The following is a 19658-nucleotide window of genomic DNA, read 5'->3' on the forward strand; positions in this document are numbered from 1 at the left end:
TAACGGGCTCGACGGGACGACCCTGTCGACGGTGTGCTCCTCAACGGGCTCCGTCGCCGAGGTAGAGGCGGACGGTGGCAAGAAACTTGGCAACCGAGATCGGCTTCGACAGATAGGCTTCGCAGCCCCCCTCGCGGATGCGCTCCTCATCGCCCTTCATGGCGAAGGCCGTGATGGCGATGACGGGGATATGCTTGAGGTCGTCGTCTTCCTTCAGCCATTTCGTGACTTCGAGGCCGGAAACCTCGGGAAGCTGGATGTCCATCAGAATCAGGTCGGGACGGTGGGCGCGGGCGAGTTCGATGGCCTCGATCCCGTTGGCCGTCTTGAGAGTCGCGTAGCCATGCCCTTCCAACAGATCGTTGAAGAGCTTCATGTTCAGCTCGTTGTCCTCGACGATGAGCACTGTTTTCGGCATGGCTCATTGTTCCCGGCAGGCTGGCGGCGCATTTTGGAAGGACCGGCGTCCCGCTCGATGAGAACCTAAGGGATACATGTTGACGAAACGCAAATCCGACCGCCCCGATCGATCCGCGGAGCAGGTCGCCATCTCGGTGCTCGGATGGATCGCGGAGGACGGCGACAGGCTCTTGCCGTTCATGGCCTCCTCCGGCCTGACACCCGATACGTTGCGGGAGAGTGCTGCCGATCCCGCCTTTCTCTCGGCGGTCCTCGACCATGTCATGGGCGACGAAGCCGTGCTGATCGCCTGCGCCACGGCACTCGATATGAAACCGGAGCGCATTGCCGACGCGTGGCGCCGTCTCGGCCCCCCCGATCCCGATGCCGATTTCGGCTGACGCCCCGGTCCGGCGGCCGGCAACGTAGGGCTGCGCGCCGCCACTCCCGTATGGGGGCGACACGAAACGAGTGGTCTCGAGCCTAGGCCCGCCCGCCTCGACGAGGCGGCGGGGCGCCAGGCGTCATGGCTTGCACTCGGCCTCGGTCTTGGCCTCGGCCTTGTGCAGGTCGAGACGGCTGAGGTCGCCCGCGATGGTGAAATCACCGTAGTTGAGGCTCAGTCCGCCGCTCACACCATTCTCGTAGAGGAGAAAGGAGAGGACGTAGACCGGGGTGCGCTCGCCCTGTCCGGCGGTGAAGTAGCTGAGGGTCACAGGCCAGCGCCGCATCCCCGCCATCTCGCCCTCGCGCAGGGGCTTGTCGCGGTCGGCCGCGCCATTCTTCGCGGGCTCGTCCGTGGTGACCGGCTTGCCGATCACCGCGAGCGTGTCGAAGATCTTGCGCCCGTCGTCCGACCCGTCGAACACCTTGGCCGACATCGTCGTCTCGCCGGCCTGTGCCGCTTCGATCATGCGGCGCATGTGGAAGGTCGGAAACAATACGGGGCCGGTCTCGGTGTATTGATCGCGCTTGGGCTCCTTGAGCTTGACCTTCAACGCCTCGGCGCCGCTCTCGGCCGTTCCATCCACCGCCGTGGATGCGCTACCGTTGAGCACCGTGTTGGTCTTGAAGCGGAAATGATGGCCGTCGCCGCCCTCGAAGGTGGTGTTGCGCAGATCGGAAAGACGCTTGCCGGTCTCGCCGCTGTCGAGTTCCGTCACCTGCCGGGTCTGCATCGTGTAGCCCTTGCAGGCATCGCCGCTGAACTCGAGGACGATGCGACCCCGCGCACTCTCCACCGCCCGCGCGCCCCGGCTCTCGGCCAGCGACAGGTCGTAGACTGCGCGGTGGCCGGCCAGTCGCATCGGCGCGGCCTCGGCGATGGCCGTGAAGGCGGCGAGTGCGCCGAACGCGATGGCGAGGGTGGAACTTGGCAACCGCATGAGGTCTCCCGATGGACGCGCCGGTCGAAGGGAACGGCGAGCCGATGCGTCGACACAGATAGGGGGTCGATGCCGGAGCGGCAACGGCGGCGTATTCTCGTGCGGTGGCGCGGGTCTCGAAGGCGGCCGGGCATCGGCCTCACCCGTCGAGAAGTGCCACACGTGATTCCTCGCCGGTTCGGTTCTCGCGGAAGCGTCCTTGCTGGATGAAGCGCAGGGAGGCCGCGATCGCAGCCCGGTTCAGGATCAGCAGGTCATGGGTGGAATGGATCGTCAGATGGTCGGTCATGCCGGCCACGCGGGTTCGCGCCACGCTGACACGGCCGTCATTGGGGCGAGGCAGGATCAGGAAGGATTCGATCAGCCAGATCGAGCGGTCCGCCGCGATGATCCCCAGGGGAAAATCGACCTCGCCGAGGAGCGCGACGAGGTCCTGATCGCGAAAGGTGGTGAGCTGCACCCCCGCCGGGCCGAAGAACAGGCGGTAGGGCAGCATCCGGTGGAGGAAATCGGCGACTTCGCTGCCGCCATTCGGCGTTCCCAGCATCACCACGCGGCCGAGATTGGCCGGGCGATGCCGGTTGATGAGCCCGCGCGCGACGAGGCCGCCCATGGAATGGGTCACGAAATGCACCCGCGCGACCCCGGCGGCGAAACCCGCCACCTGTGGCGCCACCTCGGCGACGATGCTGGCGAGGTCTGCCTTCCGCCCCGGATAATTCAAGTTGAGGGTGAGGAATCCCTCGGCCCTGAAGGCGCGCTCCATCCGCCCGAGGGAGGCCGAGCGGCGCGCGATGCCGTGAAGCAGTACGACGCCTTCCCGGGCGCGGGCTTCCCCTGGCCGATCGTCCGGGCCAAGGAAGGTGAGCGGCAAAGCCGTCATCGGGTGTCTCCCCGCAGCGCATCGCCCGATCATCGGGCTGCCGAAGGGGTAGAGCCCGCCACGGCCATGACGCAAGCGAGGAAACGTCCGATGCCGGCCACACTCGCGTGAGCGCCAGCGCCAAGGATCGCCGAAGCCTGTTCGGCCATCTCGCGCTGTTCACGGCGCTTTATGGCGGGTACGGCGCGCTGTCGCCGTTCCTGCCGCTGTTCCTCGAACAGCGCGGATTGTCGGCGCAAGAGATCGCCTGGCTCCTGGCGATCGCGATGCTGGTGCGGATGGCTGCCGGGCCGCTGGCCGGACGGATCGCCGACCGATGGGGGATCGTCGGCCCGGTCTTCACTCTTGCCGCCGCCCTGACGGGGGTGGCGGCCTCGGCCCATCTGGCGGGTGCTGGTTTCTCCGGTCTCTTCGTCGTCGCTCTCGCCTATGCGGTCTTCACCGCGCCCCTGGCCCCCTTCGCCGATGCCCTCGCCCTCTCGGCCTCGGAAGGTGGACGACGCTTCGCCTATGGCTGGGTGAGGGGGGCCGGTTCGGCCGCCTTCATCCTGGCCACCAGCCTCGCCGGCATGGTGGTGGTGACCGTCGGAATCAGAGGCGCGATCCTCCTCGGGGCGGGGCTCTTCATCGCCGCCGGCTTCGCCGCCTGGACGCTGCCGACCCAGCCGATCGCTGAGCCCGCGAGACCGGCCGCAGGGCGAGGCCTGATGATCGTCCTGGCGAACCGGCGGTTCGGGCTCGTTGTTCTCGCCGCTTCCCTGATCCTCGGCGCCCATGCCTTGCACGACGCTTTCGCGATGATCCTGTGGAGCCGCCATGGCATCACGCCGGATGTCGCCGGGTTGCTCTGGGCGGAGGCGGTGGCGTCGGAAATCGTGGTCTTCCTCGTCGCCGGCCCATGGATCCTGGCGCGGCTGGATCCGGGCCGGGCGATCGGGCTCGCCGCCCTCGTCGGGGCGCTGCGATGGGGGATCAGTGCCGAGACCGTGTCGCTGACCGCGCTCATGGCGATCCAGTGCCTGCACGGGCTCACCTTCGCGCTCCTGCATCTCGCCTGCTTGAAGGAGATCGGCCGCTGCGTGCCACAGGACCTCACCGCCACGGCCCTGACCCTCTATGGTCCCCTCGGCCTTGGCCTGTCCTCTGCCCTGTTCACGCTTGCGGCCGGTCCGCTCTTCGCCGCTTACGGGGCGTCGGGGTTCTGGGTCATGAGCGGGGTCAGTCTCGCGGCCCTTCCGGTGGCGGTTCTTCTGGCACGCGGCGAGCGGTCGCGATCGGGCGAGAGAGTACATAGATAGAACATGGTTCCCATGCAGAAGAGCCCATGCCCAGCGTCGCCGATATCCTGATCCCGCTCGCGCTCGACAACGCCTATAGCTACGCCGTGCCCGCCGGGCTGGTCCTGTCGCCGGGCGATGTCGTGCAGGTGCCGCTCGGGCCGCGTGAGACGGTGGGTGTGGTCTGGCAGGTGGCGGAGAGCCCCGGCGGCTCCAACCTGCGGCAGGTAACGGGGCGAATCGAAGCGCCGCCCCTGTCCGACCCGTTGCGCGAACTCGTCGATTGGCTCGCCCGCTACACCCTGGCGCCGAAGGGCTCGGCTCTGGCCATGGCCCTGCGCCTGCCCGACGAGGCGGCGCGCGGCGAGACCTCGCGGATCGGCGTGCGCGGTTCGGGCAAGCCGCCCGCCCGGCCGACCGCGGCGCGGATGAAGGTGCTGGCAGTCACCGCCGATGGGGCGATGCGCGGCAAGAGCGCGCTCGCCAAGGAGGCGGGCGTCTCGCTCAGCGTGGTCGACGGCCTCATCGATGATGGCGCCCTCGAAGCCGTGGCTCTGGCACCGGAGCCGGTGGCGCTCCCGCCCGATCCAGACCACGAGCGCGTCCCCCTGTCGGAGGCGCAAGACCAGGCGGCCCGTGACCTCATCGGCCTGGCCTTTCCCGCGCCGGAGGATGCGAAGGCGCCGACGATCCTCCTCGAAGGCGTCACCGGCTCGGGTAAGACGGAGGTCTATTTCGAGACCGTGGCCGAAGCCGTCCGGCGCGGGCACCAGGCCCTCATCCTGATGCCGGAAATCGCCCTGACGGCGCAGTTCCTTGACCGGTTCGCCGAGCGGTTCGGCGTCCGCCCGGCGACCTGGCATTCCGGCATCGGCTCGAAGCGCCGCGAGCGCCTGCGCGCCGGCGTGGCGGCGGGCGAGGTCTCGGTGGTGGTCGGTGCGCGCTCCGCCCTGTTCCTGCCCTTCACCGATCTTGGCCTCGTCGTCGTCGATGAGGAGCACGAGGCGGCCTACAAGCAGGAAGACGGGGTGCATTACCATGCCCGTGACATGGCGGTGGTACGCGGCCGGCTGGAGAACTGCCCGGTGGTCCTCGCCTCGGCGACGCCCTCCATCGAGACCAAGGTCAATGCCGAGAAAGGGCGCTACGCCCATATCGTCCTGCCCGAACGCTTCGGCGGGCGGCGGCTGCCGGATATCCACGCCATCGACATGCGCCTGGACAAGCCGGAGAAGGGCCGCTTCATCGCCCCGCCCCTGGTCAATGCCGTCCGCGCCACGATCGAGGCCGGCGATCAGGCGCTGCTGTTCCTCAACCGTCGGGGCTATGCGCCGCTCACCTTGTGCCGTGCCTGCGGCCACCGCTACCAGTGCCGCAACTGCTCGACCTGGCTGGTGGAGCACCGCTTCCGCAAGGCCCTGGTCTGCCACCAATGCGGCTATGCCGAGCGCCGGCCCGATGCCTGCACCGAATGCGGCACGTTCGACAACCTCACCCCCTGCGGGCCGGGGGTCGAGCGCATCGCCGAGGAGGTGACGGAGCTGTTCCCGGACAAGCGCATCATCGTGCTCTCCTCCGACTTTCCCGGCGGCGCCGAGCGCCTGCGCGCCGAGTTGCAGAGCGTGGCGGACGGGGAATGCGACATCGTCATCGGCACGCAATTGGTCGCCAAGGGCCATAACTTTCCGCACCTGACCCTGGTGGGCGTGCTCGATGCCGATATCGGCCTGACTTCGGGGGATCCGCGCGCGGCGGAGCGGACCTTCCAGTTGCTGCAGCAGGTGACGGGCCGTGCCGGGCGCGGCGAGAAGCCGGGGCGTGCCCTGGTCCAGACCTACCAGCCCGACCATCCGGTGATCGCGGCCCTGCTTTCCGGCGACGCGACGCGGTTCTACGAGGAGGAAATCGCCGCGAGGGAAGCGGCGGGCCTGCCACCCTTCGGGCGTCTCGCCGCCCTCATCGTCTCGGCCAATGAGCGCGAGACCGCCGAGGCGCATGGACAGGCCCTGGCCCGTGCCGCCGATCCGCCCGATGGTGTGATGGTGCTGGGTCCGGCGGAAGCGCCGCTCGCGCTGATCCGGGGGCGCTACCGGTTTCGCCTTTTGGTCAAGACCGAGCGGGCGGTCGATCTCCAATCGTATCTTCGCGATTGGCTGAAGCGGGGACCGAAGGTTCGCGGCAACGTGAAGGTCGCCATCGACGTAGACCCTCAGAGTTTCCTATAACCCTGGCCTGACGTTCGCTTGGGTAGCGTTCGACCTGAAGACCTAACGCCCTGAAGATCTTCGACCCCACGAGGAGTGCTGCACGTGCTGACCTACACCAAGAACCCGGATTCGACCGTCGCGGAAATCGTCGTGGATGGGCAGATCACCGACCAGGACATGAACACCGTGATCGCAGCCATGCAGGCCGACCTCGACAAGGGCGGCAAGCTCAAGCTTCTGGAGGACGTGCGCGAGTTCAAGGGCATGGAGCCCGCGGCCTTCTTCAAGGACGTCCGCTTCGGTCTCGCCATGATGAAGGGCGTCAGCCACGTCGCGCTCGTCACCGATGCATCCTGGCTGCGGATGATCGCCGATACGTTCGGCAAGGTGTCCCCGGCGCAGATCAAGACCTTCGACCGCGCCCATATCGATGAGGCACGGAGCTGGCTCGCCGCCGCTTAACGCACCCTACTCGGCCTGGGCGGTGCGCGTGGTCTGACGCCGCGCCGTCCAGCGCCCCGAGCAGAGTGGGGAAACCTTCCAGGTTCCGCTGCCCGAACGGGCGTCGAGCCGGCCGGAAGCCGCACCGCTCGCGCCGCCATTCGAGACATTGAGCCCCACCGTTCCGTCGGTGCCGACGCGGCCGGTCATCGTCGCGCGGTCGGCCGACGAGATGAGCCGAACCTGACCGTCCTGCACCGAGACCGAATAGCTGTAGCGGCTGTCGCAGATGCCGCTCTCGGTCACGAGCTCGACGGACCACGCGCCATTGAAATTGCCGCCCTCGCGGCTGACGGCCGGTTGAAGATGAGCGGATGAGAGTCCGGCTCCGAGCGCCAGCACAGCCACGAGTTTCGACATGTTTCCCCCTGAGTTGAGATAGTTCACAGATTCCCACGGGCAGCCTTTCGGCGCTCTTGAGAGGAATCCTGCGTTCTGTGAGTTGTTGGATTGTATAGATCTAGGATGCTCAGGGCAAATTTATGGCATCGGCCAAGGTAAGCTTCGCCGTTCTCGTATGCAGATGGTGTCGAATGCTGAAGCGAAATGTCGAGCGGGAGCGTGCAAATCGGACGCGGCGTGACATAGCGTGCAAACTATAGCCAAGCCGATATCGCTTCGATGTTGGCAATGCTTCGGTGCCGAGCGACGGCACCTCAGATGAACGCTCGTTTCAACGATCGAAATAGGCCTGCAACGCGTCGCGGTCCCGCGTGATCGGGAGCGCGAGGAGGGCCAGCACGCGGGCCTTGTCCGGCGACAGGTCATCGGCGAAGACGGCGCCCTCCGCCTTCAGGGTGCTTCCGCCGCCGGGGAAGCCGTAGACCGGCAGGGCGCGGCCGTTTTCCAGCTTGGTGGCGATGACGATGCCGACACCCTGGGCGATGGCGCTCCTGATCGCATCGAGGAGCGCGGCATTGACGTTGCCCATGCCGAGGGCGGCCACCACGATCCCTTCCGCGCCGCTCTCCACGGCATGGCGGATCTGGCTGCCATCGGCACCGGCATACATCGCCACGATGGTAATTTTGGCGAGCCGTTCGGGCAGCGGCAGGGTCTGCCGTCGCGTGGGCGTCCGGCGGATCACCACGCGATCCTCGTCGATGGTGCCGAGATAGCCGGTCTCGCCCGAATGGAAGGTCTCCACATTGTGGGTGTGGGTCTTCCTCACCTCACGCGCCGCGTTGATCGCGTGGTTGAGGGTCACCGTCACGCCAAGGGATGCGGCGGCGGGCGTGAGGATCTGGCGCACCGCATTGAGCAGGTTGCGGGCCCCGTCACTGTCGGGGTCGGAGGCGTTGCGCTGCGCGCCGATGACGACGACCGGCTTGTCGCTGCGCAGCGTCAGATCGAGGAAATAGGCTGTGGTGTCGAGGGTGTCGGTCCCGTGCAGGACCACGACTCCGGCGATCTCGGGATCGGCGAGCAATCCCTCGACGGTCCGTGTCAGCGAGGGCCACAGGTCCGGGCCCATCTCCGCGCTCGGGATGTTGGAGAACTCCGTCACGGTGATCCGCGCGAGCTTCTCCAGGCCCGGCGCGGCGGCGACGAGATCGGCTCCGGACAAAGCCGGCACCGGTGCATGGGTCACCGGGTCGGTTTTCATCGCGATGGTGCCGCCTGTGGCGACGATGGCGACGGTGGGGAGAACGACGTCCGTCACCTTTTGCCTCAGTCGTTCAGGGGCCGCGCTTCCTCGGGCAGCATGATCGGGATGCCGTCACGGATCGGATAGGCGAGCTTGGCGGAACGGCTGATCAGTTCCTGGCGCGCGGAATCGTACTCGAGCGACTGCTTGGTCAGGGGGCAGACCAGGAGTTCGAGGAGCTTGGGGTCGACGCGCGTGGCTTCCACGGCGTTGGGGATCTCGTCTGCCATCGTGTCCTATCCTCGGGTCAACGGAGTCACTGCAGGGTCGGTTCGGACCCCGATCCGCGCACCAACTCCATCTCGGTCACCGCAATCAAGACCTCGGCACGGGTCTTGAGGTCGGCCGCCTCCAGCATCGCCTGTTTTTCTCGCGAGCCGAACGGGCTCATCATGCAGAGGGCGTTGACGAGGGCTTCGTTCGGCGCCTCGTCGATCCCGGCCCAATCGACCTTGAGGTCGTTGACCTCGACGAAGTCCCGAAGCGCCTTCAGCACGCCCTCGCGGTCCACTGCCTCTTCGCCGGCCCTCGGTTCGAAATCGCTGAGGAAATCGTCGTAGGAGACCTGGCAGCGGCGGTAGCGGGTGGTGGTGGCGAGCTCGCTCTCCACGCGGAACCGGCTGATCCCGGTGAGCGAGATCAGGTAGCGCCCATCGCCGGTCTCGGCGAACTGGGTGATCCGGCCGAGGCAGCCGACGCGAAACAGCTTCGGCGTCATCGGCGACGATCCGCTCTCAACGTCGGGCTGGATCATGCCGATGACCCGGTCCGTCCTCAGCGCGTCGTCCACCATGGCGAGGTAGCGCGGTTCGAAGATGTTCAGCGGCATCTGTCCGCGAGGCAGCAGCAAAGCGCCGGGCAGAGGAAAGACAGGGATGACGCCGGGGCAATCGCCCGGTCCTTTATAGCCCGAATGGGTGCTCATCGCCTGTCTCCGCCCTGGCGTTTCTGCGTCACGCGAAGACCAGCGTCGAAAGTCGTCGCCGGCCGCGGATCGAGGCCTTGTCCATCAAGCCCCAGGCCTCGAAGAAGGTCAGCAGCTGCTTGCGCGCCGCGCCGTCGTTCCAGGTCTTGTCGCGGCGCTCGATCTCGATCAGTTCGTCCACCGCCTCGTCGCGCTTGCCGAGCCCGTTGAGCCCGAGGGCGAAGTCGAACCGGGCCTGGAAATCGGCCGGGTCGGCGGCGATGCGCTTCTGGAAGACACCGAGATCGCCGAGGGACGCGGCCTGTTCGGCGAGCTCCACCGCCGCGCGGATGCCGGCGAGGGCCGGGTCACCGGTTTTCTCCGGCGGCGCCATGTCGAGGATCTGACGAGCGTTGCCGATCTCGCCGGCATCGAGCTGGATCTTCGCGAGCGCCGCGAGGGCCACCAGATTTCCCGGCTCCTCGCCCAAAACCGCGGCATAGAGCTCAGACGCACCGGCGAAATCGCCTTCACCGAGCGCGACCTCCGCCTCGGCCATCATCGCCTCCACCGGCGTCGGGCCAGCGGGACCGGCGAGTCGGCCGATGAATTCCTTGATCTCGCTCTCCGGCAGCGCGCCGACAAAACCGTCGACAGGACGCCCCTTGTCGATGGCGATGACGGCGGGGATCGATTGCAGCCCGAGCTGCTGGCTGATCTGGCTCCAGATCGCCGGATTCTCGTCGATGTTCACCTTGGCCAGGATGACCCCGCCCTTGGCGGCGTTCACCGCCTTCTCGAGCAGCGGCGTCAGCTGCTTGCACGGGCCGCACCACGTGGCCCAGAAATCCACCAGCACCGGCTGTGTCATCGATGCGGTGATCACCTCTTCGCGGAAGGTCGCGGAGGTGACATCCTTGATGAGGTTCTGGGGGCCGCCGGCGGGGGTCGCCCCGGCGGTGGAAACGTCGTTCAGCATGCCATCCTCAACTCTAGCGGCCCGATCGTCGGCACAAGGCCGGTCTCGCCGATCACATATCACCGAGCCCTAGATGGGCGCGATGTCGCAGCGAGACCAGAGCGCCTTCGCGTCTATCCCGCTTCTCCATGCAAGACCCGGACGGCTCGTCCGGCTCAGGGCTTGGGTGCGGTCGGCGGAGCCTTCGCATCGGTGACGAACCGCGCCTCGTACCGACCCTTGGCGGCATTCGCCTCGCAGGTGATCGCGGTCTTTCCCTCGGATGGCGTGCTGAAGCTGCAGGAGCCGACGGCGACGAGCGGCCCACGGACCACCCCTTCGCTGGTCGTCTCGCTCGGCACGACGAGGTTGATCGGCTGAAGCGCGTCGGTCTCCTCGGTGCGCTCCTGTTGGGCGCCGCTGCCGCTGAAGCTCAGGCCGCGCCCATCCCATGCCGAGAAATCGAAGCTCGCCCGGTTGCGGGACACGGTGTTCATCATCGTGTCCTTGCAGTTCTGGGTGATGTCCAACCCGGCGATGATCAGCTTTTCGCAAGAGCCTTCGAGCTTGATCGCCGTCTGGGACGATGCTGGACCGGCTACCGCCGACATCGCAAGCGCGAGACAGAGACCGGGCAGGCTCGAGCGGGTCGCGGGCCGGAGGGAAGAGGATCGTGTCGTCATCACGCAGATGTATGTCCCCCATTCGATCTGTCGAGGGCCGATCGCATCGAACCGCGTCATCTCAGGCTCCGAAGCGCGAGGCGCGATCATTGGGCGCGTCGAGATCGAGTTCGGGGCCTTTCGGCACGATGCCGGTCGGGTTGATGGTCGGATGGCTCTCGTAATAGTGACGCTTGATGTGGGTGAGATCGACGGTCCCGGCGACGCCCGGCAGGGCGTAGAGGTCGCGCAGGTAGTGCGACAGGTTCGGGTAGTCGGCGATCCGGCGCAGGTTGCACTTGAAGTGGCCGACATAGACCGGGTCGAACCGCACCAGGGTCGTGAACAGGCGGATATCGGCCTCGGTGAGCGCCGAGCCACAGAGGTAGCGCGCCCGGCCCAGGCGCTCGTCGAGGGAATCGAGTTCCGCGAACAGGGCGTCGAAGGCCTCCTCGTAGGCCTCCTGCTTCGTCGCGAAGCCGGCCTTGTACACGCCGTTATTCACCGCGTCGTAGACCCGTGCGTTGATTGCATCGATCTCGGTGCGCAGCGCCTCCGGATAGAGATCGGGTCCAGTCCCGCCGAAGGCGTCGTTCAGCATCCTGATGATTTCGGAGGATTCGTTGGACACGATGGTGCGGCGCTGCTTGTCCCATAGGATCGGCACCGTGACCCGGCCGGTGAAGTCGGGCACGGCCGCGAGGTAGACCTCATAGAGGCGGCTCGCGCCGTTCACCGTATCGGGCGTCGCCCCCGGCGTGTCTCCGAAGACCCAGCCGTCCGGCCCCATCAGTGGATCGACCACCGAAACGGAGATGGCGTCCTCGAGACCTTTCAGTGCGCGGACGATCAGCGTGCGATGAGCCCAAGGGCAGGCGAGCGAGACGTAGAGGTGATAGCGCCCGGCCTCACCCGGAAAGCCGCCTTCGCCGGACGGGCCCGGCTTGCCGTCGGCTGTGACCCAGTTGCGGAACTTCGCGTCGGTTCGCTTGAAGCGGCCGCCGGTCTCCTTGGTGTCGTACCATTTGTCCTGCCAGACGCCGTCGACCAGAAGTCCCATGCCCGATCCCTCTCCCGTGCTTGGCTCGATTCAGATGGGCCACGCATCTTCGCCGAGTAGGGCGGGACGACTGGATTGCGCGTCGTCCCGCTCCATCTGGCGGGAATGAACGAATCCCCCGGCGGCCCTACATCCGATCCCCTTATCCTCACGCTGGAGATGGACAAGGCGGCCTTCGCGCATTTCGACGGGTTGAGGCGGCGGCATTTCCCGGAAAAGCTCAACCATATCCCGGCCCATGCCACCCTGTTCCATCATCTGCCGGGACCCGAGGAGGAGAGCATTTCGAGGACGCTCGCCGAACTGACGGCCGCCGAGCCGCCGGTCGTCGTCGAGGTGACCGGTCTGCGCTTCCTCGGGCGCGGCGTCGCCTTCACGCTTGCCTCCGACGTCCTCGCCTCGGTCAGGGACGGCATCGCCCGGCGCTACGGCGATGCATTGACCGCGCAGGATCGACAGGGCTGGAGGCCCCACGTCACCATCCAGAACAAGGTCTCGCCGGAGGCCGCGCGCGCGCTGCATCGGGCGCTGGAACGGGATTTCGAGCCGTTCCGTTTCACCGCGACGGGGCTTCTGCTCTGGCGTTACCTTGGCGGACCATGGCAACAGCAGGGACGCTTCGCCTTCGGGCGGGCAAGTTCGCCTTCGGGCGTGGAAATCGATCGAAGGACGAACGGATGATGAAGACCGCACCATGAAGGCTCCGCTTCCGACCTATCTCAACCATCCGCTCTTCGACCGGGCCACCGCCCTGTGGCTGCGTCTTCGCCTCAACGAGGTGGGTCCCCTGGTGGCCCTGCTCGGCGTTAGTTGTCTCGGCTACGGCTTCTTCTATCTCGCCGACGAGGTGGGGGAGGGATCCACGGCCGCCCTCGACCGCAAGATCCTCCTGGCCCTGCGCAACCCGGCCGACCTGTCCGACCCGATCGGACCGCGATGGCTGGAGGAGACCATGCGCGACATCACCGGCCTGGGAAGCGTCTTCACCATCACCTTCGTCACGCTGAGCGCGGTGGCCTATCTCGCCACCACCCGCCGGCACCGCATCGCCGTCTTCGTTCTGGGCGCCATCGGCGGGGGGCTCCTCGTCTCCACCGTGCTCAAGATGTTTTACCACCGGCCCCGGCCGGATCTCGTCCCCCACGGCATGGACGTGTTCACCGCGAGCTTCCCCAGCGGCCACGCGATGATGTCGGCGATCGCCTACCTCACCCTGGCGTCGCTTCTCGCCCGCGTCGACCCGAACCGGTCCGTGAAGGTGCTGGTCCTCATCGTCGGCGTCGGGATGACGCTCCTGGTCGGCGCCAGCCGGATCTATCTCGGCGTTCACTGGCCGAGCGACGTGCTCGCCGGCTGGTGCATCGGCGCCGCATGGGCCTCGCTCTGCTGGTTCGTCGCGCTCATCCTCCAGCGGAAGGGAGAGGTCGAGGCCCCCGATCCGCCTCCGGGATGACAGCATTCCGTGCTTTGACGCGTCGAACGACGGCGTGGCGCATTGCGGCCCATCGATCCCCTGACCTATGGTCCCGCGCATGAACCTCTCCACCCCCGACCTCGCGCTCGACCTGCCGTACCGGCCCTGCGTCGGGATCATGCTGATCGCCCCGAAAGGCGGCGTCTTCGTCGGCCGTCGTCGCAAGGAGGCGGGGCCGGAACATGTCGACGGCGACCTCGCCTGGCAGATGCCGCAGGGAGGGATCGACGAGGGGGAGGCCCCACTGGCGGCTGCGCTGCGTGAGCTTCACGAGGAGACCAACGTCTCGCCCGGTTCCGTCACGCTTCTGGGAGAATCGTCCGGCTGGCTCGCCTACGACCTGCCGCCGGCCGTGCTGAAACAGGCCTGGAAGGGCCGTTATCGCGGACAGACGCAGAAGTGGTTCGCCTTCGGTCTCGTTGGGCCGGAGACCGAGATCGACGTGATTTCACATGGCGGCGGTCTCCACAAATCGGAATTCGATGCCTGGCGCTGGGAGCCCATGGCCGGGCTGCCCGATCTCATCGTGCCGTTCAAACGCCCGGTCTACGAGGCCGTGATCGCGGAATTCGCGGGCCATGCCGGTTGGAGCGAACAGGCACAGAGGGCCGCTCCGTCGCAATGACGCGATTGTGGTGGATCCCGGTTTCCCTGGTTCTGGCGTGGTTCGTCTATACGCTGACGCCGTTCTGGATGCTCTACGACCTCGCCCGGGCCGTGCAGGCGCGGGACGTCGGCTATGTCGAGCGGCACGTCAATTTCCGCACCCTGCGCCAATCCATTATCCGGCAGGTTTCGGCAGCGGCCGCTCAGCCGCGCGGCGAGGCCGGTGCCGAGGTCCCACTCTCCCCGGACAAGCAGAGACTGATCGAGGCCGCTGCGGCCCTCGCCGAACCCTTGACTGAATCCCTGGTCACGGCACAGTCGGTCATCGACCTTCTCGATGACGGCATTCCTCAATCCCTCGATCTCGGCCCCCTCGGTGGGGATGGGGCGTGGTTGAAGGCCGAGCACGCAAGCAGCGCCGCCGGGTTGAAGATCGAGACGATCTTCCGGCTGGTCCCGTACTACTTCGCCTCCGACATGCGGGGGTTTCGTGCCCTCGTCATCGCCGTACCCCCCGAAGCGCCACGGGCGCAGCGGTTCCGCCTGCGCCTTCGCCTGCGTGGATGGTCGTGGCGGCTGGTCGAGATCGAACTACCGAGCGAGCTGCGGAACCGCATCGCCAGCAAGGTCGCCCGTGCCCGGAACCGGCCCGACCAAGATGCCGCGCCAGCTTCTTCTCCCTAGGGCATCGCTTTCTCCCTGGGGCATCCTTCGATCTTTGATCGGGGCCGGACGGTCCGTCTCTTCTCAATGCACCGTGTCGGGAAGCCGGCGGTTGGTGAAGCGGGCATTGCCGAGGCCGGTGCCGATGGTGAGGACGCCCCACCGTGCGACGTCGGTCATGTCCGACATGGCCGACAGGCCCTGCACCACGGCGTCGTTATGCATGAGCACCATGGTGTCATGATCGCCGATGGTGGGGATCGCCTCGACGAGCCGCTCGGTAAGGTTGAAGCGGCTGCTCTCCCAATTTCCGGGAAGGTTCTGACCGCCGCGTTCGATGGTCCCGTCGGCGGCGATGACGCCGGGGCACCCTACGCCGATGAACGGCGCGAGCTTCAGGCGCGACCGCTCCGCCCGTGAGATGAGGTCGTTCAGCATTGCGATCAGCCGGTCCACCGCCTCGTCACGGCTGGGAGCCGGATCCTCGTCGCGGTGACGCCAGAGCTCCGAGCGCCAGATTTCGGCGCGTGACAGGTCGGAGGCCTTCTTCAGGTTCGTGGAGACGACTCCGGCCCTGATGTTGCTCCCGCCGATATCGACGGCCAGGAGGCTGTCGTAGCCCGAGAAGATCCAGGATGGCGCGAGGTGCACGGCTCCGATCAGCCCCGCCTCGTCGGGATGATGGCGGATCGGTTCGAGCTTCAGGTTGAGGCCGCCGGCCCGGAGGATCACGCTCGCCCGGTCGATTGCCAGACGTCCCGCGAGACTGTCGCTGAAACCTCCACCCACGACGATGCTCTGCGTGTCGCGCCACCCCTTCTGGCGGAGGAAGCGCCGCACCACGGTGGCGAGCTCCTGCGCGAATTCCTCGACCGCGCCGAAGACCACTCCGGCGGCGAGCGGAGGGCCGTCGATCAGCAGATCGTCGAGACGCCGCTTGCTGAAATCTCGGCTCGCTTTCGCCCCCAGCGGATCGGGGCCGAGCTTGCGCAGCTTTTCCCGCCAATCCTCGATGAGATCCCGGAACGCCGCCTTCGACACGCGATCGCCGACGAAACCCTCTCCGTTCTTCAGTTCGATATTGTAATCGTCGAGGACGACCGAGGGCAGATCGTTCGACGCGTGAGAGATGCTCGATCCGCGCGTTGCCGTATCGGTGCCCATGCTCGATCGATCCTTTTGACCAAAGACGAAGGAAACGTGCGGGGGCTCGAGATCGCCCTCATGGAGACCCGGCCACCGCTGGTCCGCCGCATCGAAGCGGAATGACCAGCGATGCAAGCATTCTTGTCGCAGGTCCGTTCCCTCGCGGGCCCTGGCACAGAGGTTCTACCTGCGGGAACGGCCCTTACGAGGGTGGGCGGTCATTTGGGCTTAGCGGGCGCGGCCTCACCGGCCGGCGCCTTTGGCTGGCGGGCCTCCATCAGGTCCTCCGCCTTCTCCTCGTCCGTATCGCCGCTCTGCTCGATCGCCTTCTCGGGATTGGCGGCCAGCGCCTTGATGATCGTGACGAGACGATCGCATTCGCTCTCGTACTTGTACGTTTCCAGGATGATCGCGGCGTCGCGCAGGGTGCGCAGGTCGCGCACGGCCTGTTTGTTGGCCGTCTCGCGGAGCTCAGTCTTGCCCGCGATGGCCTCTTCCAGCTTCGCTCCCTTCACGTCGCACGCGGCCTTCGCGTTCCCCGTCGTGTAGGCGCTGAGCGTCGTGCCGAAGAGGACGAGGGCGGTGGCTAGAAGGGTGCGCATGGGGAATGGGGCTCCGGATGGTCGGGCGCGGGGGCGCTCAGGCGTAATGGGGGAAACGGCGCAGCAGGCCGTTGGCGAGGGCAATGAGTTGGCTCGGCCGATAGGGTTTCGGCACGAAGATTGATTCCGCTACCGCATCCGCCTGCGACAGGCTTCCGCGACCACCCGAGGTGTAGATGACCGGAAGGTTCGGGCGCAGGCGCCGCGCATGACGGGCCAGGGTGAGGCCGTTTGTGTTGCGGGCCAAATCGATATCGGTGAAGAGCAGGTCGATGCGTTCACGCGCCAGGATGTCCTCGGCCTCTTCGGCATCGGCGGCACTCAGAACGCGATAGCCTTCGTCGATAAGGGCCTCGACGGCCAGTTCGCACACCATGGCTTCATCCTCCACCACGAGGACGGTTTCGGCTCCGCGCACGGAGGCGAAGTTCGGCACCGCAAAGGCAGCGTAAGCGACAGGGATCATGACGCAACTCCAACTCACCCGGCTTGGAATGACCATTCCGACGCCGGATCGTCACACCAACGGGGCTCACGGCTTCGATGTTCGATCCCGTTCATTCGAATTGCGCGGACTTGGTAAGCAATGCCTTAACCCTACCGGACCGGTACCGGTCGTCCCGGGACGGAACGGGGCACCGGGCAGGCGCGCGCTGCCATGAGCCGGTCTCGGAAATGAGCCGGTCCCTGTCATGAGCCGTTCCTGGCATCTGGGCTTCGGCCTCATCCTCACGGCCCTGGCCGGCTACGTGGACGCGCTCGGGTTCATCCGGCTCGGCGGCTTCTACACGTCGTTCATGAGCGGCAACACGACCCAGTTCGCCGTGGCGCTGGGGCGCGACACGCCGTTTCTGGCGATCCTGCCGGGTCTCCTGATCGCTGCCTTCGTCCTCGGCGCCCTGTGCGGCGGCGGGCTCTCGGCGTTGACCCCGGCGCGGTGGAGCACGCCGGTCCTCCTCGGCTTCGAGACCGTCCTCGTGTCCGGCGCCTATCTGACGGCGGTGGAGGATCCCGGTCCCGGCCACGCCTCGCTGCTTCTCGCCCTCGCCATGGGCGCGCAGAATGCCGTCCTCGCCCATGTCCAGGGGTTCCGGGCCGGCACCACCTTCGTCACCGGGGCGCTGTTCAGCACCGGGCAGAAACTCGCCACCGCCCTGGCGGGGCGCGGCCCGCGCTTCGGCTGGGTCGGTGACGGGCTCGTCTGGCTCTCGCTGCTCTGCGGTTCGCTGGCCGGAACGGTCGCCTATGGCCGCTTCGCGTTGTATGCCCTCGCCATTCCCGCCGGTATCGCCGGTTGTCTCGCCCTGGTCGCGACGGTCATGACCGTCGTGAGATCGGCGCCGGACGCCGCATCCGCGACCTGAGAGGTTTTCACCGATGAGCGTGAGCGCTCCGACACTCTTCGATCATGTCGTCCCGCTGGAGGCCGGCGCCCATGTCACGGGAGCGGTCTGGCTGAAGGATGTGCTGGCGCTGGCGCTGGGTGACGGGGCCGTGCTGCTGGTCGGCCCAGAGACGACCCGGCGCGTCGAGGCCCATCCCGAGGCCGGCATCCTCGTGGCGTCCGGCGATGGCCGCCGGATCGTGACGGGCGGCGACGATGGCCGCATCGTGGCCACGGCGGCGGACGGTGACATGACGCAAGTCGCCGTCGCCAAGGGTGGCGCCTGGATCGACGCCCTGGCGCTACATCCCGACGGGGCGATCGCCTACGCGGCCGGTCGCAACGTCGTCGCCCGCGATGCCAAGGGCCGCGAGAAGATCTTCGCGGCGCCGTCCACCGCACGCGGCCTCGCCTTCGCGCCCAAAGGCTACCGCCTCGCCGTGGCGCATTACAACGGCGCGACGCTCTGGTACCCGAACCTCGAAACCACACCCGATTTCGTGGAATGGAAGGGCTCCCATATCGACGTGACCTGGTCGCCCGACGGCCGCTTCGTCGTGACCACGATGCAGGAGAACTCGCTCCACGGCTGGCGTCTCCAGCCCGATCGCGGCCACATGCGGATGTCGGGCTATCCCGGCAAGGTCCGCTCGGTGAGCTGGTCCGGGGACGGCAACTGGCTCGCCACCAGCGGAGCGGAGGCGGCCATCATCTGGCCGTTCGACTCGAAGGAGGGCCCCACCGGCAAGGCGCCGCGCGAATGCGGGATCCGCCCGGCCCGGGTGACGCGGGTCGCGTTCCACCCCAAGGCCCTCGTCCTGGCCATCGGCTACGAGGATGGCTGCGTCATGCTCGTGCGCTTCGCCGATGCCTCCGAACTCCTGGTCCGGCCCGCCACCAAGGGCGGGGCGATCTCGGCTTTAATCTGGGACGGGCGCGGCGGCCGGCTCGCTTTCGGCTGCGCGGACGGCATGGCCGGCATCCTGACGCTGCCGGGTTGAGGCGATGGCACTTCTCGGCTTCGGCCGTCGGCGTGACCCGCCCGACGATACCGCCCGGCGCAACGTCGAATCGTGGGTCCGCGCCCTCGTCGAGCCGGAGAGCGTGGTGAAGGTGAACGAGATCCTCTGCCCGGACCCCTCCTGTCCTGGTCTGGAGACCATCATCCTCGTCATGCGGGCGGGGCGGAAGACCCAGGCCGCGAAGGTGGAGAAGCCCCTGGCCGAGGTGACGCGCGCCGAGGTCGAGACCGCCCTGGCGGGTGTGCTCTGATCGTCCGGGAACCGCCGCGCGGCTCGGCCTTTTGTCTGAACGACGTCATGAGGGATGAATCGTGCTTCGTGTGATCCGGACCCTCGGCCTCGCCCTCGGCCTCCTCGGCGGCATCGTCGCCGCGCAGGGGCCGGAATTCGCCCAGCAATACGCGCAGCGGCTCGGTGGTACCCTCGACGAGTTACGGCGCTCCCTCGCCGCGCTCGACGCCGACGCGGCGGCGAGCGGGACCGACCGGCAGGGCGCCGTCGACCGCCTGCGCGGCAACGGCGACACCCTGGTGGCCCGCCGCGGCGAAGCCGCCCGCGCGGATATCGAGCGCCTCGCGCATCTCGATGCGCAGAAGCGGGCCCTGACGGAGGCAAGCGGGCCCCTGGGACGCTTCGCGGCGCTGCTGCGCGACCCGGACATGTCCCTGGCCCGCGCCACCTACCAGGATTACGTGCCCGCCGTTCCGGCGAGCGCCGACGGGATCATCGCCGGCCTCCTCGGATTTCTGGCGACCTGGGCGGGCTGGCGCGTGCTCACGGATGTCGGACGGCGGCTCAGTCCGGCGCGGCGACAACCCAGGGCCGCCTGAATACACGCGGCGGAGGAAGCGCGTGTGTTGCATGGCATCTACAGCGA

The 19658-nt window shown here is 67.3% G+C and carries 25 protein-coding genes; 12 read left to right on the forward strand and 13 right to left on the reverse strand.

Features of this window, described 5'->3' with window-relative positions; genetic code table 11:
• Positions 1-40: 40 nt before the first annotated feature.
• Positions 41-418 carry a response regulator gene (locus tag ACYQR9_RS08315; RefSeq protein ID WP_018045229.1) on the reverse strand — a complete coding sequence of 126 codons (378 nt, stop codon included), beginning with the start codon at positions 416-418 and terminating at the stop codon, positions 41-43.
• A 76-nt stretch (positions 419-494) separates the two neighbouring features.
• Between ACYQR9_RS08315 and ACYQR9_RS08320 the strand changes: the two genes are divergently transcribed.
• Positions 495-800 (forward strand): DUF3572 domain-containing protein, encoded by a 306-nt coding sequence (locus ACYQR9_RS08320; RefSeq protein WP_461229308.1) that lies wholly within the window; start codon positions 495-497, stop codon positions 798-800.
• 123 nt (positions 801-923) lie between these two features.
• Here ACYQR9_RS08320 and ACYQR9_RS08325 read toward each other — a convergent pair whose 3' ends face one another.
• Entirely contained in the window at positions 924-1784 is an 861-nt protein-coding gene (locus ACYQR9_RS08325; protein WP_056431969.1) for a cell envelope integrity EipB family protein, read from the reverse strand.
• A 139-nt stretch (positions 1785-1923) separates the two neighbouring features.
• The gene (locus ACYQR9_RS08330; protein ID WP_461229309.1) at positions 1924-2667 is read right to left on the reverse strand and encodes an alpha/beta hydrolase; all 744 of its coding nucleotides are present in this window, start codon (positions 2665-2667) and stop codon (positions 1924-1926) included.
• Between the two features lie 107 nt (positions 2668-2774).
• On the opposite strand from ACYQR9_RS08330, the gene ACYQR9_RS08335 reads away from it, so the two are divergent.
• The 3 genes from ACYQR9_RS08335 to ACYQR9_RS08345 all read left to right on the forward strand — a co-directional run bounded on the left by ACYQR9_RS08335 (position 2775) and on the right by ACYQR9_RS08345 (position 6613).
• Positions 2775-3965 (forward strand): MFS transporter, encoded by a 1191-nt coding sequence (locus tag ACYQR9_RS08335; RefSeq protein WP_461229310.1) that lies wholly within the window; start codon positions 2775-2777, stop codon positions 3963-3965.
• Between the two features lie 26 nt (positions 3966-3991).
• The gene (locus tag ACYQR9_RS08340) at positions 3992-6169 is read left to right on the forward strand and encodes a primosomal protein N' (protein WP_461229311.1); all 2178 of its coding nucleotides are present in this window, start codon (positions 3992-3994) and stop codon (positions 6167-6169) included.
• Between the two features lie 84 nt (positions 6170-6253).
• Positions 6254-6613: a SpoIIAA family protein gene (locus tag ACYQR9_RS08345; protein WP_056432431.1), complete on the forward strand. Its 360-nt coding sequence runs from the start codon at positions 6254-6256 to the stop codon at positions 6611-6613.
• A 6-nt stretch (positions 6614-6619) separates the two neighbouring features.
• Here the strand turns inward: ACYQR9_RS08345 and ACYQR9_RS08350 are convergent, their stop codons facing one another.
• The 7 genes from ACYQR9_RS08350 to ACYQR9_RS08380 form a co-directional block, all read right to left on the reverse strand.
• Positions 6620-7012, reverse strand: coding sequence for a hypothetical protein (locus ACYQR9_RS08350; RefSeq protein ID WP_056431979.1), 393 nt, complete (start codon positions 7010-7012; stop codon positions 6620-6622).
• Positions 7013-7325: 313 nt separating this feature from the next.
• Complete coding sequence (locus ACYQR9_RS08355) at positions 7326-8315, reverse strand: asparaginase (RefSeq protein WP_461229312.1); 990 nt, start codon at positions 8313-8315, stop codon at positions 7326-7328.
• A gap of 8 nt (positions 8316-8323) precedes the next feature.
• The gene (locus ACYQR9_RS08360) at positions 8324-8530 is read right to left on the reverse strand and encodes a Trm112 family protein (RefSeq protein ID WP_056431985.1); all 207 of its coding nucleotides are present in this window, start codon (positions 8528-8530) and stop codon (positions 8324-8326) included.
• Between the two features lie 26 nt (positions 8531-8556).
• Positions 8557-9225 (reverse strand): LON peptidase substrate-binding domain-containing protein, encoded by a 669-nt coding sequence (locus tag ACYQR9_RS08365; RefSeq protein WP_056431988.1) that lies wholly within the window; start codon positions 9223-9225, stop codon positions 8557-8559.
• A 28-nt stretch (positions 9226-9253) separates the two neighbouring features.
• On the reverse strand, positions 9254-10183 hold the full coding sequence (locus ACYQR9_RS08370) for a tetratricopeptide repeat protein (protein WP_461229313.1): 930 nt from the start codon (positions 10181-10183) through the stop codon (positions 9254-9256).
• A 155-nt stretch (positions 10184-10338) separates the two neighbouring features.
• Positions 10339-10905: a hypothetical protein gene (locus ACYQR9_RS08375; protein WP_461229314.1), complete on the reverse strand. Its 567-nt coding sequence runs from the start codon at positions 10903-10905 to the stop codon at positions 10339-10341.
• A 1-nt stretch (position 10906) separates the two neighbouring features.
• A complete protein-coding gene (locus ACYQR9_RS08380) occupies positions 10907-11884 on the reverse strand; it encodes a glutathione S-transferase family protein (RefSeq protein WP_461229315.1) in 978 nt (325 codons plus the stop codon).
• Positions 11885-11989: 105 nt separating this feature from the next.
• On the opposite strand from ACYQR9_RS08380, the gene ACYQR9_RS08385 reads away from it, so the two are divergent.
• From ACYQR9_RS08385 to ACYQR9_RS08400, 4 genes are all read left to right on the forward strand, one after another.
• The gene (locus ACYQR9_RS08385; RefSeq protein ID WP_461229758.1) at positions 11990-12565 is read left to right on the forward strand and encodes a 2'-5' RNA ligase family protein; all 576 of its coding nucleotides are present in this window, start codon (positions 11990-11992) and stop codon (positions 12563-12565) included.
• Between the two features lie 13 nt (positions 12566-12578).
• Positions 12579-13337: a phosphatase PAP2 family protein gene (locus ACYQR9_RS08390; RefSeq protein ID WP_056432001.1), complete on the forward strand. Its 759-nt coding sequence runs from the start codon at positions 12579-12581 to the stop codon at positions 13335-13337.
• 67 nt (positions 13338-13404) lie between these two features.
• The gene (locus ACYQR9_RS08395; protein WP_461229316.1) at positions 13405-13983 is read left to right on the forward strand and encodes an RNA pyrophosphohydrolase; all 579 of its coding nucleotides are present in this window, start codon (positions 13405-13407) and stop codon (positions 13981-13983) included.
• The gene (locus ACYQR9_RS08400; RefSeq protein WP_461229317.1) at positions 13980-14648 is read left to right on the forward strand and encodes a DUF2939 domain-containing protein; all 669 of its coding nucleotides are present in this window, start codon (positions 13980-13982) and stop codon (positions 14646-14648) included. The genes ACYQR9_RS08395 and ACYQR9_RS08400 overlap by 4 nt, the downstream gene beginning before the upstream one ends.
• A 63-nt stretch (positions 14649-14711) precedes the next feature.
• Here the strand turns inward: ACYQR9_RS08400 and ACYQR9_RS08405 are convergent, their stop codons facing one another.
• The 3 genes from ACYQR9_RS08405 to ACYQR9_RS08415 form a co-directional block, all read right to left on the reverse strand.
• On the reverse strand, positions 14712-15791 hold the full coding sequence (locus ACYQR9_RS08405) for an ROK family protein (RefSeq protein WP_056432441.1): 1080 nt from the start codon (positions 15789-15791) through the stop codon (positions 14712-14714).
• A gap of 200 nt (positions 15792-15991) precedes the next feature.
• The gene (locus ACYQR9_RS08410) at positions 15992-16375 is read right to left on the reverse strand and encodes a photosystem reaction center subunit H (protein WP_419951054.1); all 384 of its coding nucleotides are present in this window, start codon (positions 16373-16375) and stop codon (positions 15992-15994) included.
• 37 nt (positions 16376-16412) lie between these two features.
• On the reverse strand, positions 16413-16841 hold the full coding sequence (locus ACYQR9_RS08415; RefSeq protein ID WP_056432015.1) for a response regulator: 429 nt from the start codon (positions 16839-16841) through the stop codon (positions 16413-16415).
• 226 nt (positions 16842-17067) lie between these two features.
• Between ACYQR9_RS08415 and ACYQR9_RS08420 the strand changes: the two genes are divergently transcribed.
• The 4 genes from ACYQR9_RS08420 (at position 17068) to ACYQR9_RS08435 (ending at position 19611) form a co-directional block, all read left to right on the forward strand.
• Positions 17068-17739 (forward strand): YoaK family protein, encoded by a 672-nt coding sequence (locus ACYQR9_RS08420; protein ID WP_056432017.1) that lies wholly within the window; start codon positions 17068-17070, stop codon positions 17737-17739.
• Positions 17740-17752: 13 nt separating this feature from the next.
• Positions 17753-18760, forward strand: a complete 1008-nt coding sequence (locus tag ACYQR9_RS08425; protein WP_056432020.1) for a WD40 repeat domain-containing protein — start codon at positions 17753-17755, stop codon at positions 18758-18760.
• A 4-nt stretch (positions 18761-18764) separates the two neighbouring features.
• Positions 18765-19031: a hypothetical protein gene (locus ACYQR9_RS08430; RefSeq protein ID WP_461229318.1), complete on the forward strand. Its 267-nt coding sequence runs from the start codon at positions 18765-18767 to the stop codon at positions 19029-19031.
• A gap of 61 nt (positions 19032-19092) precedes the next feature.
• Positions 19093-19611: a DUF2937 family protein gene (locus ACYQR9_RS08435; protein WP_461229319.1), complete on the forward strand. Its 519-nt coding sequence runs from the start codon at positions 19093-19095 to the stop codon at positions 19609-19611.
• Positions 19612-19658 lie beyond the last annotated feature (47 nt).

The organism is Methylobacterium sp. CM6241, assembly GCF_054817845.1.

Excerpts from the sequence above, each read along its gene's own strand:
- ACYQR9_RS08360 (WP_056431985.1), bottom strand. The coding sequence starts at position 8,530 with ATGGCAGACGAGATCCCCAACGCCGTGGAAGCCACGCGCGTCGACCCC.
- ACYQR9_RS08430 (WP_461229318.1), top strand. The coding sequence starts at position 18,765 with ATGGCACTTCTCGGCTTCGGCCGTCGGCGTGACCCGCCCGACGATACC.
- ACYQR9_RS08395 (WP_461229316.1), top strand. The coding sequence starts at position 13,405 with ATGGTCCCGCGCATGAACCTCTCCACCCCCGACCTCGCGCTCGACCTG.
- ACYQR9_RS08400 (WP_461229317.1), top strand. The coding sequence starts at position 13,980 with ATGACGCGATTGTGGTGGATCCCGGTTTCCCTGGTTCTGGCGTGGTTC.
- ACYQR9_RS08410 (WP_419951054.1), bottom strand. The coding sequence starts at position 16,375 with ATGCGCACCCTTCTAGCCACCGCCCTCGTCCTCTTCGGCACGACGCTC.
- ACYQR9_RS08390 (WP_056432001.1), top strand. The coding sequence starts at position 12,579 with ATGAAGGCTCCGCTTCCGACCTATCTCAACCATCCGCTCTTCGACCGG.
- ACYQR9_RS08425 (WP_056432020.1), top strand. The coding sequence starts at position 17,753 with ATGAGCGTGAGCGCTCCGACACTCTTCGATCATGTCGTCCCGCTGGAG.
- ACYQR9_RS08415 (WP_056432015.1), bottom strand. The coding sequence starts at position 16,841 with ATGATCCCTGTCGCTTACGCTGCCTTTGCGGTGCCGAACTTCGCCTCC.
- ACYQR9_RS08325 (WP_056431969.1), bottom strand. The coding sequence starts at position 1,784 with ATGCGGTTGCCAAGTTCCACCCTCGCCATCGCGTTCGGCGCACTCGCC.
- ACYQR9_RS08380 (WP_461229315.1), bottom strand. The coding sequence starts at position 11,884 with ATGGGACTTCTGGTCGACGGCGTCTGGCAGGACAAATGGTACGACACC.
- ACYQR9_RS08330 (WP_461229309.1), bottom strand. The coding sequence starts at position 2,667 with ATGACGGCTTTGCCGCTCACCTTCCTTGGCCCGGACGATCGGCCAGGG.
- ACYQR9_RS08340 (WP_461229311.1), top strand. The coding sequence starts at position 3,992 with ATGCCCAGCGTCGCCGATATCCTGATCCCGCTCGCGCTCGACAACGCC.
- ACYQR9_RS08365 (WP_056431988.1), bottom strand. The coding sequence starts at position 9,225 with ATGAGCACCCATTCGGGCTATAAAGGACCGGGCGATTGCCCCGGCGTC.
- ACYQR9_RS08405 (WP_056432441.1), bottom strand. The coding sequence starts at position 15,791 with ATGGGCACCGATACGGCAACGCGCGGATCGAGCATCTCTCACGCGTCG.
- ACYQR9_RS08420 (WP_056432017.1), top strand. The coding sequence starts at position 17,068 with ATGAGCCGTTCCTGGCATCTGGGCTTCGGCCTCATCCTCACGGCCCTG.
- ACYQR9_RS08320 (WP_461229308.1), top strand. The coding sequence starts at position 495 with ATGTTGACGAAACGCAAATCCGACCGCCCCGATCGATCCGCGGAGCAG.
- ACYQR9_RS08315 (WP_018045229.1), bottom strand. The coding sequence starts at position 418 with ATGCCGAAAACAGTGCTCATCGTCGAGGACAACGAGCTGAACATGAAG.
- ACYQR9_RS08375 (WP_461229314.1), bottom strand. The coding sequence starts at position 10,905 with ATGACGCGGTTCGATGCGATCGGCCCTCGACAGATCGAATGGGGGACA.
- ACYQR9_RS08385 (WP_461229758.1), top strand. The coding sequence starts at position 11,990 with ATGAACGAATCCCCCGGCGGCCCTACATCCGATCCCCTTATCCTCACG.
- ACYQR9_RS08370 (WP_461229313.1), bottom strand. The coding sequence starts at position 10,183 with ATGCTGAACGACGTTTCCACCGCCGGGGCGACCCCCGCCGGCGGCCCC.
- ACYQR9_RS08350 (WP_056431979.1), bottom strand. The coding sequence starts at position 7,012 with ATGTCGAAACTCGTGGCTGTGCTGGCGCTCGGAGCCGGACTCTCATCC.